The following is a 15,292-nucleotide window of genomic DNA, read 5'->3' on the forward strand; positions in this document are numbered from 1 at the left end:
CGGTGGCACGCTGGGAGGGTGCCGCACCCGACGCTCCAGCCCGCTGGCGCGCTGCACCGTCCCGGCACCCCGGGCTACCGCCGGCTCAACCTGGCGATGGTCGCCGTCGGCTCCGCCGCCTTCGGCCTCCTCTACGCCACCCAGCCGATCCTCCCGCAGCTCGGCCGGGCGTACGCCGTGCCCGCCGCCTCCGCGGCCCTCACCGTCTCCGCCGCCACCGGCGCGCTCGCGCTGCTGGTCGTGCCCGCGACCGCCGTCGGGCTGCGGCTCGGCCGGGTGCGCACGATCAGGTGGGCGCTGCTGGCCGCGGTGGTGCTGACCGGCCTCGCCGCGGTGGCCCCGACGTACGAGGTGCTGGTGGGGGTGCGCGGCCTCACCGGCGCGGCGCTGGCGGCCGTCGTGGCGGTGGCGATGGGCCACGTCGCCGCCGAGGTGCACCCGAGCGGCCTCGCCGGCGCGATGGGGCTCTACGTCGCCGGCAACTCGCTCGGTGGCGTCGGTGGGCGGCTCGTGACCGCGGGCGTCGCCGACTGGCTGGGCTGGCGCGGCGCGCTGGGCGTGCTGGCCGCGGTCGCGCTGGTCGCCACCGCGCTCGTGTGGTGGCTGGCCGAGGACACCCCCGCCCCGGGGTCGGCCCGGGGTGCCGACCGGGCGCGGCTGCCGTGGCGCAGCCCGGCGCTGTGGGCCGTGCTCGCGCTGCCGCTCCTGCTCATGGGCGGCTTCGTCGCGACCTACAACTACCTGTCCTACCGGCTCGTCGCCCCGCCCTTCGGGTTGCCGGCCTCGGCGGTGGGCCTGGTGTTCCTCGCCTACCTCGCCGGCACGCTGAGCTCGGCGGGTGCGGGGCGGCTCGCGCAGCGGTGGGGCCGCGCGCCCGTGCTGGTGGCCTCGGTGCTCCTGATGGCCGCGGGGCTCGCGCTCACGCTGCCGGACCGGCTGCCCGTGGTCGTCGTCGGTCTGCTCGTCGCCACCGCGGGCTTCTTCGCCGCCCACGCCGTCGGCAGCGGCTGGGCGCCCGTGGTCGGCGGGGCCGCGGCCACGCAGGCATCGGCCCTCTACGTCGCCTCCTACTACGCCGGCTCCAGCGTCTTCGGTGCCCTCGTCGGCCTCGCGTGGTCGGGCGCCGCGTGGCCGGGCGTCGTCGCCGCGGTCGGTGCCCTCGTCGCCCTCGCGCTCGGCGCCGCGCTCGTGCTGGCGCGTGCCGCGCCGACACCTCCCAGCCCGACCCGGTGGTCCGGCACACCTCCGACCCGACCCGGTAGTCCGGCACACCTCCGACCCGACCGGTAGTCCGGCACACCTCCGCCCTTCCGCGGGCCCGGGAGGGCGCACCTGTGCCGGACTACCCGGGCAGGAGGCGTCGTGGGTCCGATTCGGAGCCGCGACGCGGGGTCCGGTATGTTCTCCCGCGGTGGCGTGTCCGAGCGGCCTAAGGAGAACGCCTCGAAAGCGTTTGTGGGTGCAAGCCCACCGAGGGTTCAAATCCCTCCGCCACCGCCAGCCTCGAGCCCGGTCCGGCAGCCCCGGACCGGGCTCTGCTGCGTTCGAGGCGGCCGTCACCCGGGTCGCCCCCGACCCGGACCCGCCCGACGGCGAGCGGCTGGCGCTGTGCTCGGACGTTCGACCACGACGTGCACGGACGTCCAGCATGCGCCGGACTCTCCCCCGGGGACCGACGGGCCGGGCCCGCGGAGCCGACGGCGCGGGCCGGGGCTCCACGAGCCTGGATCAGGCGCGCAGCGCGCGCCGCACCCGCCGCGAGACCAGCTCGACGGCGACGCTGACGGCGAAGGAGGCCAGCAGCACCGACGCGACCACGGGGAAGCGGAAGGCTGCGAGGTTCTCCGCCAGCAGCCGGCCGAGGCCGGCCGCGCCCACGACGCCGACGACGGCGGTGTCGCGGACGCTCACCTCGAAGCGGTAGAGCGTGTAGGTCGTCAGCTGCTGCGCCGACGGCGGCACGACCGCCAGCAGCGCCGCTCGCCAGGACGCCACCCCGCCGCGCACCAGCGCGTCGCGCGGCCCGCGGTCGACCGACTCCCACGCCTCGGCGACGAGCCGGCCGAGGATGCCGCCGGCGTAGAGCCCGAGCGCGACCGCGCCGGGCAGGACACCGGGGAAGAAGACGAAGAGCGCCAGCACCGCCCAGATCGACGGCGGCACGGAGCGGAGCGCCAGCAGCAGCACCCGCGCGACCAGCCTCGCCGTGCCGCGCAGCAGCCCGGAGGCGACCAGCGCGCCGCGGGACCCCCCGGGCCGCGCACCGGCCGCCCGGGCGGGGGCGGCCGCCCACGGCGCGAGCAGCAGGGTGAGGGCGACGGCGCCCGCCATCGCCAGCACGGCCATCGCGAGGGTGTCGACGACGCTCAGCAGCAGCGTGCTCGCGCCGCCGGTCGGCCACGCCGGCGGCACCAGGTCGGCGAGCAGCTCGCGGGTGATCTCCCACGTGACGGGGTCGACGAGGCCGCTGAGCGTCGCGCCGGTCCACCACCACGCGAGCGCCAGGCCGGGCAGGCCGAGGAGCACCGACCACCGCGTCCAGGTGCGCCGCGGCGGGGCGGTGTCGCCGCGTCGGCCCTCGGCGGCGACCACCCCCTCGGCGTCGGCGTCGAGCACGCAGGCCGGGGCGGTGGAGGGCGGACCGGCCTCGCGGCGCACCTGCGCGCTCCAGGCCTCGACGAGGGCGGAGAGCAGCAGCAGGGCGAGGACGAGCGTCCAGACCTCGTCCCAGTTGCGCGACTGCAGGCTGACGACCAGCTCCTGCCCCAGGCCGCCGACGCCGACGACCCCGAGCAGCACGGTGGAGCGCAGCGAGCACTCGAAGCGGTAGAAGGAGTAGGACAGCAGCAGCGGCGAGGCGGAGGGCAGCAGGCCGTAGAGCACGGCCGCGGTGCGCGGCGCCCCCGCGCGGCGCATCGCGGCGTGCGCGCCGCCGCGCACGCCGTCGAAGGTCTCGGCGAACACCTGCGCGGTCTGCGCCCCGAAGGGCACCACCAGCGCCAGCACGGCGACCAGCGGGTCGAGCCCGAGCACCGTGACGAGCAGGAGCGCCCACACCAGCTCGTGAACGGACCGCGCGAGCACCAGCACGCCGCGCAGCACGAGCCGCAGCGCCCGCACGGGTGCGGGCGGGCGTCGCGACCACGCCGCGTCGCTCAGCACCAGGCCGCCGAGCAGACCGACCAGCAGGGCACCCGCGGCACCCACCGAGGCGAAGGCCAGCGTCGTGACCGTGGCCCGGGCGACCAGCTCGAGGAACTCGGCGTCGAGGCGGGGGGAGAGCGCCTGCGCGAGCAGGTCGTCGAGGAGGGCCGCGCCGCCGGTGTTGACCGGGTCGCCGGTGCCGGCGAGCGCGCGCCAGGCGCTGAGGCCCAGGACGGTCGCGAGCACCACGACCGTGACCGCTCGGCGCCGCAGCACCGTCGCGCGACCCACCCGGGGCAGGTCGGCGGGCGCCGTGACCGGCACGAGTGCCGGGGCGTCGAGCAGTCCGGTCATGCGCGGGCGTAGAGCTCGTCGAGGTGGTGGTCGCGCAGCTCGTCGGCGGGCAGGTCGAGCACGACCCGCCCGCGCCGCAGGCCGAGCGCGCGGGTGAAGGTGCGCCGCGCCAGCTCGGGCTGGTGCAGGCTCACCACGGTCGTGCCGGTCGAGGCGCTCGACGGCAGCAGCGCGAGCACGTCGCGCGCCGTGGTGGGGTCGAGGCTGGAGGCGGGCTCGTCGGCGACGACGGCCGCCGCCCCCTGCACGAGCAGCCGGGCCACGGCGACCCGCTGCCGCTCGCCACCCGAGAGCTGCTCGGTGCGGGCGTGCACGGCCCACGGCAGCCCCACCTGCTCCAGCACCCGTCGTGCCTCGTCGTCGGCGCGGGCCGTGAGCAGCGCGCTCAGCGCGGTGCGCAGCGGCCAGCGGCCGAGGCGCCCGGCGTTGACGTTGTGCAGCACCCGCACCTGCTCGACGAGGTCGAGCTCCTGGCTCAGCGCTCCGACCTGCGCGCACAGGGTGCGGCGACGCCGGTGGCCCACCGCGGCCAGGTCCTCGCCGAAGAGCAGGGCGGCGCCGTCGTCGGGCACCGCCGCGCCGCTGAGCACCGACAGCAGGGTCGACTTGCCGGAGCCGCTCGGCCCGAGCAGGGCGACGCGCTCCCCGGGACGCACCACCAGGTCGACGCCGTCGAGGGCCCGGTGCGCGCCGTACGCGACGACGGTGCCGCGCAGCTCGAAGACGGCCGGGGCCGCCGGGGGCTCGTTCACCCCAGCAGACCCTGCGCCCTCGCGACCTCCTCGAGCTGGTCGTACGCCGCGTCGTCCGCCGCGATGAACGACTCGGCGCCGAAGAGCTCGAGGATCTCCGCCTCCTTCGCGTTGCCGGCGTCGAGGCCGAGCAGGAAGTCGCGCAGCTCGTCGGTGGTGCCCTCGCCGAACTCCTCGTCGAGGTCGGGGCGGACCAGCCAGTGGTAGTCGGCGTAGCCGGGCGAGCGCCACAGCACGACGACGTCGGAGAGGTCGACCTCCCCGGCCTCCTGGGTGGCGGTGAAGACCTGCTCGTTGACCGCGCCGACGTCGTAGGCGCCGGAGGCGACCGCCTCGATGGTGGCGTCGTGGCTGCCGGAGAAGCCCGGGGCGCCCGCGAGGTCGGCCTCGGTGATGCCGGCCTGCTCCATGAAGTACTGCGGCATGAGGCGGCCCGAGGTCGACGTCTCGCTGCCGAAGGTCAGCGACGACCCCGCGATGCTCGACAGCCCGCTGACGTCGTCGAAGGGCTCGAGCCCGGCGCGCCGGTTGGCGATGAAGAGGCTGTGGAAGTCGGCGTCGATGTCGCGCTGCGCGATCGCGGTCGCGCCGGGCACCAGCTCGCGGGCCTGGACCCCGGTGAGGCCGCCCATCCAGGCCAGGTGCACGTCACCGCGCTGGAAGGCGCGGACGACGGCGGTGTAGTCGGTGACGGGGCGGTACTCGACCTCGAGGTCGGTCGCCGCGGCCACGCAGTCGGCCACGGCGGGGTAGAGCCGGTTGAGCAGCTCGGGGTCCTGGTCGGGGATCGCCGAGATCGCGAGCGTGCGCGTGCTGCCCCCGCCCGCCCCACCGGAGCCGGAGCCGCCGCCGCACGCGCTCAGCAGCGGGACGGCGGGCACGGCGAGGACCCCGAGGAGCAGCCGACGGCGGCTCAGCGGCGACGCGGCGGAGGGGGTCGTGCGGGTCGTGCCGGTCATGCGGTCCTCCGGGATCGGGCGAGCACCAGGCCGACGACGGCCAGGCACAGGTAGGCGGCGGCGCTGCTGGGCGTGCCGCCGAGCAGGGGGTCGGTGAAGCCGAGCTGGGCGTGCAGGGAGAGGGCGGCGAGCGCCCCGAGGCCGGCGGCGGCGAGGCCGAGCGTGCGGGTGCGGTCCGGGTCGCCGGCGCGGGCGGCGAGCACGAGCAGCGCGGCCAGGGCCAGCAGCACCAACGCGCCCACCAGGTTGTAGTTGCCGGTGCTCAACGAGGGGTCGGGGTCGTTGAAACCGGGACCCCGGGCAGCGAGCGGGTCGTCGAGCGACAGCACCACGCTCGGCAGCGCCACCACCGTGGCGACGCCGGCCCACACCAGCGCCTGGCGCCCGGGCAGCCGGCCCTCGGCGCGGGCGGCGTCGAGGGCGCCCCAGCGACCGGAGGCACCGAGCAGCAGGGCGGTGTGGCCGGCCATCATCAGCCAGTAGGCCCAGGGCCACTCGTCGGGGGCGTACATCACCGACAGCGCGATCGCCACCGACTGGCCGAGGCCGACGAGGGCGCCCAGCCGGACCCACAGCCCGGTCAGGAGCAGCACGGCAGCAGCGGTCTCGGCGGCGATGACGAGGTAGCCGAAGAACGTGATGTTGGGCAGCAGGACGTTGTCGACCAGCCACGCCCACGGCGGGAGGACCGGGTGCTCGGACCCGTAGGCGGTGAAGTAGTAGAGGCCGTTGTCGGCCTCCTCGCCGAAGTCGGGCGCGCGCTTCCAGGCGACGTTGTAGAACCACATCAGCCCGAGGGTCAGGCGCAGCACCAGGAAGCCGACGTCCTGCGACCGGCCGGGCTCGCGCGCGGGGGCGGTCAGCCAGGCCAGCGAGCCGGCGACGCGCTCACGCACAGCGGAAGACCTCGCGGCCCGACGCGGCGGCCGCGCCCTGGACGTCGAGGATGTCCTCCACCACGCCGAAGACCTCGGCCAGCGGGAGCGGGGAGTCGGCGATGCGCATGTGGGGGTCGGTCACCGCGACGGGGTGCCACCAGGCGCCGTCGGCGGTGAGCGTGGGCTCGGGCTCGAGGTTCTCCAGGGAGACGTGGATGCCGGTCTCCGCGAACCCCTCGGCCGCGACCGGGCGGATGACGCGGTCCTCGGCCGCGATGCCCTCCTGGTCGAGGCGGGCGTGCAGCGCCGCCACGCCCTCGGGGTCCTCGTCGAACATGGTCGCCGCCACCCGCACGCGGAAGCCGAGCGAGTGGGCCAGCCCGATGCCGTCGAGCGCGCGGGCCCACGAGCCCTTGCCGCGCTGCCGGTCGTGCAGCTCCGGCCCGGCGGAGTCGAGGCTGACCTGCAGCAGCACCGAGCGGTCCATCTCCTCCAGCACCGCCCGCCGGTTGCCGCGGCCGAAGATCATCGCGTTGGTCAGCACGGTGCGCTCGAAGCCCTCCGCGGCCTTGACCAGCTCGCCGAGCTCGGGGTGCATGAAGGGCTCGCCGCCGGTGAGGTAGACCTCGCGGCCGCCCATCTCGGCGAACTCGGCGAAGACCTGGCGGGCGGTGTCGACGTCGACGCGCCGCGCGGCCGCCTTCGGCGAGGACTCCGCGCAGCAGTAGAGGCAGGCGAGGTTGCAGTCGAAGTTGGTGTAGACCCAGAGCCGGTGGCCGACCGGGGTGCGCTCGCCCTGGCTGAAGACCGTGACCGTGGCCGAGCCCTTGCGCACCGCGAACCACCACGGGCCCTGCTCGGTCTCCGCGGCCTGCGAGGCCACGTCGTTGCCGACCATGTCGGCCCAGGCCGGCAGGTCGACCAGCACGCTCGGCTCCGCGCTGCGGATGGCGAGCAGATCGCCGTCGTCGAGGCGGCGCATCGCGCGGGTGATGAGCAGCAGCAGCCCGCTGCCGCAGTCCATGTCGCCGCCGTCGACGAGGCGCGCCGTGGCGGGGAACCCGGGGGGCGGGCTCGCGGGCAGCGCGGGGTCGGGCAGCGTGGTGGAGGTCACGCGCGGGACAGTAGTCGAGGGACGAAGGGGCGCCGAGGAGCTCACCTGAGTCCTTCGTCGCCCTTTGGCCGACGGATGGCAGGTCTTGCGGGGACGACCTCTCCTGCGGACGCCGCGGCGGCCTGGACACCCCGCCTACGCTTCCCGGGTGACCACGGACCCGCAGCAGGCGCCCTGGCGCCCCGAGGACGCCACCTCCCGACGCTCCTTCTGGGAGGACGCCCACCACGGCAAGGACGTCGACTCGGTCTCCTGGTGGCAGTCGGTGCCCGAGCTCTCGCTCGACCTCGTCGACCGCACCGGCGTCGGCAAGGACGCGGGCGTCATCGACGTCGGCGCCGGGTGGTCGACGCTGGTCGACCACCTCGTCGAGCGCGGCTTCACCGACGTCTCCGCGGTGGACCTCTCGCGCACCGCGCTCGACACCGTGCGCGAGCGCATCGGCACCGCCGGGGAGTCGGTCGTGCTCGAGGTCGCCGACGTCCTCGACCTCGCGATGGGGCGGACGTACGCCGTGTGGCACGACCGGGCGGTCTTCCACTTCCTCACCGAGGAGGACGAGCGCGACGACTACCGCGCCTCCCTCGACCGCCACGTCGAGCCCGGCGGGTGGGCGGTCGTCGCCACCTTCGGCCCCGACGGACCGACGACGTGCAGCGGGCTGCCGATCGTGCGCTACACCCACGCCGACCTGGCCGCCGAGTTCCCCGGGTGGGCGCTGGTCGACACCAGCGGTGACGACCACGAGACGCCCTGGGGCACGGTCCAGCAGTTCACCGCGGTCCTGCTGCGCCGCGAGGGCTGAGCGCCCCGGCGCCGGTCCCGCTCAGGTGCCGCAGAAGGTGCGGTACGCCGCGGCGAAGTCCTGCGGGGCGGGCGCGGCGTAGCGCTCCAGGCCGGGCCGCTCGTCGTACGGCGCGCGGAGGACGTCGACGAGGCGCTCGAGCGGGCCGAGGTCGGGCTCCCCGTCGCTCTCGGCGGAGCCGGTCGCCGCGGCGAGGGCCTCCTCGACGAGGTGGTTGCGCGCGACGTACACGGGGTTGGCGCCGGCCGCGACCTCCGACGACGGCGCGAGGGCCCGCCAGCGCTCCAGCCAGGCGTCGACGCCCGCGAGGTCGAGGAAGAGCCCGCGCAGCGGCTCGGCGTCGCCGGCAGCGGCCGGCACCAGCGCCCGCCAGCCGGAGGTCCAGTCGACGTGGCCCTGGTGCATCAGCCGGGTCAGGTCGTCGGCCAGGCCGGTGACCACCGCGTCGGCCGGACCGCGGCCCAGGCCGAGCTTGGCCCGCACGCCACGGGCCCAGGCGGCGCCGTAGAGGTCCGGGAAGCGGCCGAGCTCGGCCTGCGCGACCGCCACGGACTCCTGCTCGTCGTCGTGGAGGAGGGGCAGCAGCGCCTCGGCCAGCCGGGCGAGGTTCCACTGGATCACCGCCGGCTGGTTGCCCCAGGCGTAGCGACCGCCCTCGTCGATCGAGCTGAAGACCGTCGCGGGGTCGAAGGCCTCCATGAAGGCGCACGGGCCGTAGTCGATCGTCTCGCCGGAGAGCGTCGTGTTGTCGGTGTTGAGCACGCCGTGCACGAAGCCGAGCAGCATCCACTGCGCGACCAGCTGCGCCTGCGCCTCGACGACCGCGGCGTAGAGCGCGCGGTGGGGGTGCTCGGCGTCGGCGGCTGCCGGGTGGTGGCGCGCGATCGCCAGGTCGGCGACGCGGCGCAGCAGGTCGCGGTCGTCCGTGGCACGGGCGTACTGCACGCTGCCGACGCGCAGGTGGCTCGCGGCGACGCGGGCCAGGACCGCCCCCGGCAGCACGGTCTCGCGCTGCACGGGCGCCCCGGTGGCGACGACCGCGAGCGCGCGGGTGGTGGGCACGCCGAGCGCGTGCAGCGAGGTGCTGACCACGTGCTCGCGCAGCATCGGCCCGACGGCGGCGAGACCGTCGCCGCCGCGGGCGAAGGGGGTGCGTCCCGAGCCCTTGAGGTGCAGGTCGCGCACGCGCCCGTCGCGGTCGACGAGCTCGCCGAGCAGCAGCGCACGGCCGTCGCCGAGGCGGGGCACGAAGCCTCCGAACTGGTGGCCGGAGTAGGCCTGCGCGACCGGCCGGGCGCCGTCGGGCACGTCGGTGCCGGTGAGCAGCGCCAGCCCGGCGGGAGTGCGCAGCGCGGCCGGGTCGAGGCCGAGCTCGGCGGCCAGCGCCTCGTCGAGCGCGAGGAGCCGCGGCGCGGGCGCGGGCGCCGCCTGCCACGGCACGGCCATCTCGGGCAGCGTCCGGGCGAACTGGTCGTCGAGCCTGACGGCGGTGGGGGCGACGGTCACCTCTCCCAGCGTACGGCGCCACCCGAGGGGGTACCGCTGCCCATGCGGACCCTCTGGAAGGCCCCCGTCGCGGCAGCCGGCGCCCTCGGCGCGGTCGCCGCGCACGACCTGCTGCAGCGGCGGCACGCGATCCTGCGCAACTACCCGGTGCTCGGCCACGCCCGCTTCCTGGTCGAGAAGATCGGGCCCGAGCTGCGGCAGTACGTCGTGGCCGGCAACGACGAGGAGCGGCCCTTCACCCGCGACCAGCGCCGCTGGGTCTACGCCTCGGCGAAGCTGGAGAACAACTACACCGGCTTCGGCACCGACAACGACCTCGAGCACGGCTCCGGCAACGTCGTGGTGCACCACCGCACCTTCGCGCGGGCGGCGCCCACGCACGGCACGGTCGGCCAGGAGGCCCGGCTGCCGGCGGCCAAGGTGCTCGGCGGGCCGCGCGGGCGGCGCCACGCCTTCCGCCCGGAGTCGGTCGTCAACGTCTCGGGCATGAGCTTCGGCTCGCTGTCGGGCCGCGCGGTCGAGGCGATCAACCGTGGGTCGGCGATGGCGGGCTGCCTGCACGGCACGGGCGAGGGGGCGGTCTCCCCGCACCACCTGCACGGCGGGGACCTCGTCTTCCAGATCGGCACGGCCTACTTCGGCTGCCGCGACGACGACGGCCGCTTCAGCCTGCCGCGGCTCGTCGAGCTGTGCGAGCGGGCCCCGGTGCGGGCGATCGAGGTCAAGCTCAGCCAGGGCGCCAAGCCGGGGCTCGGCGGGGTGCTGCCGGGCGCCAAGGTCTCGCGGGAGATCGCCGAGACCCGCGGCGTACCGGAGGGCGTCGACTGCCTCAGCCCGCCCCGGCACGCGGAGTTCGACGACGTCGACTCGATGCTCGACTTCGTCGAGCGGGTCGCGGACGCCACCGGCCTGCCGGTCGGCATCAAGTCGGCCGTCGGCGACATGGGCTTCTGGCGCGAGCTGGCCGAGGCGATGGAGCCGCGCGAGCGCGGCGTCGACTTCGTCTCGGTCGACGGCGGCGAGGGCGGCACGGGTGCGGCCCCGATGGTCTTCGCCGACTCGGTCTCGCTGCCCTTCCGCCTCGGCTTCTCCCGCGTGTACGCCGAGTTCGCGCGGCGGGGCCTGCACGAGGACGTCACCTTCGTCGGCGCCGGCAAGCTGGGGCTGCCCGACAACGCGGTGGTCGCCTTCGCCCTGGGTGCCGACCTCGTGGCCGTGGGCCGCGAGGCGATGCTCGCCGTCGGCTGCATCCAGGCCCAGAAGTGCCACACCGGTGCCTGCCCCACCGGCGTCGCCACCCAGAACCCGTGGCTCGAGCACGGGCTGGACCCCGCGCTCAAGGCCGACCGGCTCGCCAACTACGTGCGCACGCTGCGCCGCGACCTGCTGAAGGTCGCCGAGACGTGCGGGGTCGAGCACCCGGCCCTCATCGACCCGGAGTCCGTCGAGGTGCTCGACACCCTCGCGGACGGCCGGCTGCTCACCGAGGTCTACGGCTACGAGCCCGGGTGGGGTCGTCCCTCGGCCCGCGACGTCGACCAGGTCGTGGCGCTCATGCGGCAGGTCGACGACGGCGAGGTCGAGGCGCGCACCGAGGGCCCGCCGGAGACCGCCGAGCGCGGCCCCGCCACCCGGGAGACCGACGACGACCGGCCGGTCCTGTGACCCTGCGCGCCCCGTGCCGCGCCGCCCCCGGATGCGGTAGGAACGCCTCATGACCACGCGCCCGATCCGCGTCTTCCTGCTCGACGACCACGAGGTGGTGCGCCAGGGCCTGCGCACGCTGCTGGAGGCGGCGGGCGACATCGAGGTCGTGGGCGAGGCCGGGCTGGCGGCCGACGCGATCGCCCGCATCCCGGCGCTGCGCCCCGACGTGGCCGTGCTCGACGCCCGCCTGCCCGACGGCAGCGGCATCGACGTGTGCCGCGAGGTGCGCTCCCTTGACCCGTCGATCCACGCGCTCGTCCTCACGTCCTACGACGACGACACCGCGCTCTTCGCCGCGATCATGGCCGGCGCCAGCGGTTACGTCCTCAAGCAGGTGAGCGGGCCGAGCCTGGTCGAGTCGCTGCGTCGGGTGGCCGAGGGCCAGTCGCTCATCGACCCCGCCCTCATGGCCAAGGTGCTCGACCGCGTGCGCCACGGCGACCAGGCCGAGCAGCCGGAGCTGGCCGACCTCACCGAGCGCGAGCGCGAGATCCTCGCCCTCATCGCCGAGGGCATGACCAACCGGCAGATCGGCGAGCAGCTCTTCCTCGCCGAGAAGACGGTGAAGAACTACGTCTCCAGCCTGCTGGCCAAGCTCGGCCTCGAGCGCCGCACCCAGGCGGCGGTGCTGGCCGCGAAGCTCCTCGGCTGACCACTGCGGGCCACCGGCCGGCCCGCCGACCGCGGGCAGGCCGCTCAGGCGATCGGCACCCGCCACACGACGCGGGTGCCGCCGTCGGGTGGGCACACCAGCTCGAGGTCGCCGCCGAGGCGCCGGGCCCGCTCGCGCAGGTTGGCCAGGCCGCTCTCGCGGCGCCCGCTCGGCAGGCCGGCGCCGTCGTCGCCGATCTCGACCTCGAGGCGGTCGGCGGTGGCGTGCAGCTCCACCCACGCCTCGCTGGCGCCGCTGTGGCGCGCGACGTTGGACAACGCCTCGCGCACGACGGCAGCGGTCTGCTCGGTGAGGGTGGGCGAGGCCAGCGAGTCGACCGGGCCCGACGAGCGCACGGCCGGCGTCCAGCCCAGCACGCGGCCGTAGTCGCGCACGATGCCCTGCACCTCGCTGCGCAACGACCCCGCGTGGCTGGCCTGCAGGTCGAAGATCGTGGAGCGGATGTCGGAGATCGTGGTGTCGAGCTCGGCCACGAGGCGGCGCAGCACGGCGTCGGTGGACTCGGGGTCGCGGGCGGCGCCCTGCGACAGCGTCGACTGCACCTGCAGCCCGGCGGCGAAGAGCCGCTGGATCACCACGTCGTGCAGGTCGCGGGCGATCCGCTCGCGGTCGGTGAGGATCGCCATCTCCTGGCGGTCGCGCACGCCCTCGGCCCGGTCGAGCGCGAGCGCGGCCTGGTCGGCGAAGCTGCGCACCAGATCGTGCCCGGGCGGCAGCGCCGGGGCTGCCGACTCCTCGGTCAGCACCACGAGCACGGAGTCGCGCACGAGGTGGGTGCGCATCGGCACCAGCAGGGCCGACACCCCGTCGCCCGCGGGCACCAGCAGCTCCTCGCCGCCGAGGGCGCGCGAGACGAGGCCCGAGCGGCCGTCGACCAGCTCGGTGATGACCTGCGCCCCCGGGCCGTCGGCCACCAGCTGTGTCGGAGAGCCCTCGTCGGAGGCGACCAGCACCGCGGCTCCCGGCGCCTGCGCCACCCGGCGTACGCCGGCCACCACCGCCGCGAGCGCCGTGCGGAGGGGCACCTCCGGACGCACCTCCGCGGTGAGCAGCGCGACCTCCTCGAGCCAGCGGCGCTGCCGCTCGCTCACGGCGTAGGCCCGCGCGTTGTCGACGACGAAGCCCGCGGCCGACGCGAGGCCCTGCACCAGCTCCTCGTCCTGCTCGTCGAAGTCGACGCCCCCCGCCTTCTCGGTGAGGTAGAGGTTGCCGAAGACGGTGCCGCGGATGCGCACGGGCACGCCGAGGAAGGTGGTCATGCGCGGGTGGTGCGCCGGGAAGCCGTAGGAGGAGGCGTGCGTCTGCAGGTGCTCGAGGCGCAGCGGCCGCGGGTCGGCGATCAGCTGGCCCAGCAGCCCGCGCCCGGTCGGCAGCGGGCCGATGCGGGCGTGCGCCTCGACGGGGATGCCGTGGGTGATGAAGGAGGAGATGCCGCCGGAGGGCCCGATGACGCCGAGCGCGCCGTAGCGGGCACCGGTGAGCGCGCAGGCCGTGGCCACGATGCGGTCCAGCACCCGGTCGACCTCGAGGCTCTCGCCGAGCCCGATGACCGCCTCGAGCAACGACTGCGTCGCGCCGTCGGTCACGACCGGGTCCGCACCCGTGGTCTCCTCGCGCTGCCCCTGCTCGCCCACGCGCCCGATCGTGCCGCACCTCGACGCGATGCGCAGGCCGACCGGCCGACCGGGGACCTCCGTCCTGGCCGCGGCGCAGCCGCTCCGGTCCCGCCCCGGGCTGGACTAGGTTGCCGCGGGTGAGCGTCCACGTGCACCGCGACGGCCCCGTCACCACCGTGACCCTCGACCGCCCCGACGTGCGCAACGCCGTCGACGGCCCGACCGCGGCCGCGCTCGCCGACGCCTTCCGGGCCTTCGACGCCGACGACGAGGCGGCCGTCGCCGTGCTCACCGGCGCGGGCGGCACCTTCTGATCCGGTGCCGACCTCGGCGCGGTCGGCACACCGTCGGGCAACCGTGTCGACCCGCTGCCGGCGGACGGCCCGATGGGCCCCACCCGGATGCGGCTGGGCAAGCCCGTGGTGGCGGCGATCGAGGGCTACGCGGTGGCGGGCGGCCTCGAGCTCGCGCTGTGGTGCGACCTGCGCGTGGCCGCGTCCGACGCGGTGCTGGGGGTCTTCTGCCGCCGCTGGGGCGTGCCGCTGATCGACGGCGGCACCGTCCGGCTGCCGCGGCTGGTCGGCGCGAGCCGGGCGATGGACCTCGTGCTCACCGGTCGCCCGGTGGCGGCCGACGAGGCCGAGCGGATCGGCCTGGTCAACCGGGTCGTCGCTCCCGGCGAGGCGCTCGGCGCCGCGCAGGCCCTGGCCCGCGAGCTGGCGGCGCTGCCCCAGGCGTGCCTGCGCCACGACCGGCTGTCCCTGCTCGAGGCCGAGGGGGTCGAGGAGGAGCAGGCGCTGGTGCGCGAGCTCGAGCACGGCCTGGTCTCGCTGCAGGAGGTCGAGGCCGGCCTGCGCGCCTTCCGCGGCGGCGCGGGGCGCCACGGCGCCCCGCGCACGTCGTAGGCGAGGATGCAGCGGTGAGCACCTGGTTCCCCTCGCCCGAGGCCGTCGCCGCCGGGCTGCGCGAGGCCGGCTACCTCGCCGACGCCGCCACCGCGACCACGACCTACCTCGCGGGTGCGCTGGAGAAGCCGCTGCTGGTCGAGGGACCGGCGGGCGTCGGCAAGACCGAGCTGGCCAAGGCCGTCGCCGCCACTGCCGGCGCCGAGCTGGTGCGGCTGCAGTGCTACGAGGGCCTCGACGAGGCCCGTGCGCTCTACGAGTGGAACTACAAGAAGCAGCTGCTGCGCATCCAGGCGGCGGGCGACCAGGCGTGGGACGAGACCCACGACGACATCTTCACCGACGAGTTCCTGCTGACCCGCCCGCTGCTGACCGCCATCCGGCGCGAGGAGCCGACGGTGCTGCTGGTCGACGAGGTCGACAAGACCGACGTCGAGGTGGAGGGGTTGCTGCTCGAGGTGCTCTCCGACTTCCAGGTCACGATCCCCGAGCTCGGCACCGTGGTGGCGACCCGCCGCCCCTTCGTCGTGCTCACCTCCAACGCGAGCCGCGAGCTCTCCGAGGCGGTCAAGCGCCGCTGCCTCTACCTCTACGTCGACTACCCCGACGCCGCGCGGGAGCGCGAGATCGTCTGCTCCCGCGTGCCCGGGCTCGACGAGCGGCTGGCGGACAAGCTGGTCGACACGGTCGCGCGGCTGCGCACCCTCGAGCTGAAGAAGGCGCCCTCGATCGCCGAGTCCGTCGACTGGGCCCGCACCCTCGTGGCGCTCCACGTCGACGACCTCGACGAGCAGACGGTCGCCGCCACCCTCGGCGTGGTGCTCAAGCACGCCTCCGACCACGAGCGGGCCGTGCGCGAGCTGCGGCTGCGCGGCTGAG

13 protein-coding genes, 1 tRNA gene and 1 pseudogene are annotated in these 15,292 nt (G+C 75.9%); 8 read left to right on the top strand and 7 right to left on the bottom strand.

Annotated elements, in window-relative coordinates; translation table 11 throughout:
• Nucleotides 1-18: 18 nt before the first annotated feature.
• Nucleotides 19-1,290, top strand: a complete 1,272-nt coding sequence (locus BJ989_RS03565; protein WP_218848708.1) for an MFS transporter — start codon at nucleotides 19-21, stop codon at nucleotides 1,288-1,290.
• 120 nt (nucleotides 1,291-1,410) lie between these two features.
• Nucleotides 1,411-1,500: transfer RNA gene (locus tag BJ989_RS03570), tRNA-Ser, on the top strand.
• Nucleotides 1,501-1,728: 228 nt separating this feature from the next.
• Here BJ989_RS03570 and BJ989_RS03575 read toward each other — a convergent pair.
• From BJ989_RS03575 to BJ989_RS03595, 5 genes are read right to left on the bottom strand one after another with little or no spacing between them, the layout of a single operon-like run.
• The gene (locus BJ989_RS03575; protein ID WP_179517025.1) at nucleotides 1,729-3,498 is read right to left on the bottom strand and encodes a PhnE/PtxC family ABC transporter permease; all 1,770 of its coding nucleotides are present in this window, start codon (nucleotides 3,496-3,498) and stop codon (nucleotides 1,729-1,731) included.
• Nucleotides 3,495-4,250 (bottom strand): ATP-binding cassette domain-containing protein, encoded by a 756-nt coding sequence (locus BJ989_RS03580; RefSeq protein ID WP_218848709.1) that lies wholly within the window; start codon nucleotides 4,248-4,250, stop codon nucleotides 3,495-3,497. The genes BJ989_RS03575 and BJ989_RS03580 overlap by 4 nt, the downstream gene beginning before the upstream one ends.
• Nucleotides 4,247-5,209, bottom strand: a complete 963-nt coding sequence (locus BJ989_RS03585) for a putative selenate ABC transporter substrate-binding protein (protein ID WP_179517026.1) — start codon at nucleotides 5,207-5,209, stop codon at nucleotides 4,247-4,249. Before BJ989_RS03585 ends, BJ989_RS03580 begins: the two co-directional genes overlap by 4 nt.
• The gene (locus tag BJ989_RS03590; RefSeq protein ID WP_179517027.1) at nucleotides 5,206-6,105 is read right to left on the bottom strand and encodes an Rv1678 family membrane protein; all 900 of its coding nucleotides are present in this window, start codon (nucleotides 6,103-6,105) and stop codon (nucleotides 5,206-5,208) included. The genes BJ989_RS03585 and BJ989_RS03590 overlap by 4 nt, the downstream gene beginning before the upstream one ends.
• Nucleotides 6,098-7,201, bottom strand: coding sequence for a radical SAM protein (locus BJ989_RS03595; RefSeq protein WP_179517028.1), 1,104 nt, complete (start codon nucleotides 7,199-7,201; stop codon nucleotides 6,098-6,100). The genes BJ989_RS03590 and BJ989_RS03595 overlap by 8 nt, the downstream gene beginning before the upstream one ends.
• A 148-nt stretch (nucleotides 7,202-7,349) precedes the next feature.
• Between BJ989_RS03595 and BJ989_RS03600 the strand changes: the two genes are divergently transcribed.
• Complete coding sequence (locus BJ989_RS03600) at nucleotides 7,350-8,006, top strand: methyltransferase domain-containing protein (protein ID WP_179517029.1); 657 nt, start codon at nucleotides 7,350-7,352, stop codon at nucleotides 8,004-8,006.
• 21 nt (nucleotides 8,007-8,027) lie between these two features.
• On the opposite strand, the gene BJ989_RS03605 is transcribed toward BJ989_RS03600, so the two are convergent.
• On the bottom strand, nucleotides 8,028-9,512 hold the full coding sequence (locus BJ989_RS03605; protein ID WP_179517030.1) for a protein adenylyltransferase SelO family protein: 1,485 nt from the start codon (nucleotides 9,510-9,512) through the stop codon (nucleotides 8,028-8,030).
• A 42-nt stretch (nucleotides 9,513-9,554) separates the two neighbouring features.
• On the opposite strand from BJ989_RS03605, the gene BJ989_RS03610 reads away from it, so the two are divergent.
• Together BJ989_RS03610 and BJ989_RS03615 are read left to right on the top strand one after the other, a co-directional pair.
• Entirely contained in the window at nucleotides 9,555-11,177 is a 1,623-nt protein-coding gene (locus tag BJ989_RS03610) for an FMN-binding glutamate synthase family protein (RefSeq protein WP_179517031.1), read from the top strand.
• A 49-nt stretch (nucleotides 11,178-11,226) separates the two neighbouring features.
• On the top strand, nucleotides 11,227-11,871 hold the full coding sequence (locus tag BJ989_RS03615; RefSeq protein ID WP_179517032.1) for a response regulator: 645 nt from the start codon (nucleotides 11,227-11,229) through the stop codon (nucleotides 11,869-11,871).
• Between the two features lie 44 nt (nucleotides 11,872-11,915).
• Here the strand turns inward: BJ989_RS03615 and BJ989_RS03620 are convergent, their stop codons facing one another.
• A complete protein-coding gene (locus BJ989_RS03620) occupies nucleotides 11,916-13,526 on the bottom strand; it encodes a GAF domain-containing protein (protein WP_179517033.1) in 1,611 nt (536 codons plus the stop codon).
• 119 nt (nucleotides 13,527-13,645) lie between these two features.
• Here BJ989_RS03620 and BJ989_RS17450 point away from each other — a divergent pair, with 119 nt between their 5' ends.
• From BJ989_RS17450 to BJ989_RS03630, 3 genes and pseudogenes are all read left to right on the top strand, one after another.
• A complete protein-coding gene (locus BJ989_RS17450; RefSeq protein WP_246283392.1) occupies nucleotides 13,646-13,822 on the top strand; it encodes an enoyl-CoA hydratase-related protein in 177 nt (58 codons plus the stop codon).
• Between the two features lie 12 nt (nucleotides 13,823-13,834).
• Nucleotides 13,835-14,413 (top strand): annotated as a pseudogene (locus BJ989_RS03625) (crotonase/enoyl-CoA hydratase family protein); the annotation flags it as partial.
• Nucleotides 14,414-14,427: 14 nt separating this feature from the next.
• Complete coding sequence (locus tag BJ989_RS03630; RefSeq protein WP_179517034.1) at nucleotides 14,428-15,291, top strand: AAA family ATPase; 864 nt, start codon at nucleotides 14,428-14,430, stop codon at nucleotides 15,289-15,291.
• Nucleotide 15,292 lies beyond the last annotated feature (1 nt).

It is taken from the genome of Nocardioides perillae, from assembly GCF_013409425.1.
In the GTDB taxonomy this organism is placed as follows: domain Bacteria; phylum Actinomycetota; class Actinomycetes; order Propionibacteriales; family Nocardioidaceae; genus Nocardioides; species Nocardioides perillae.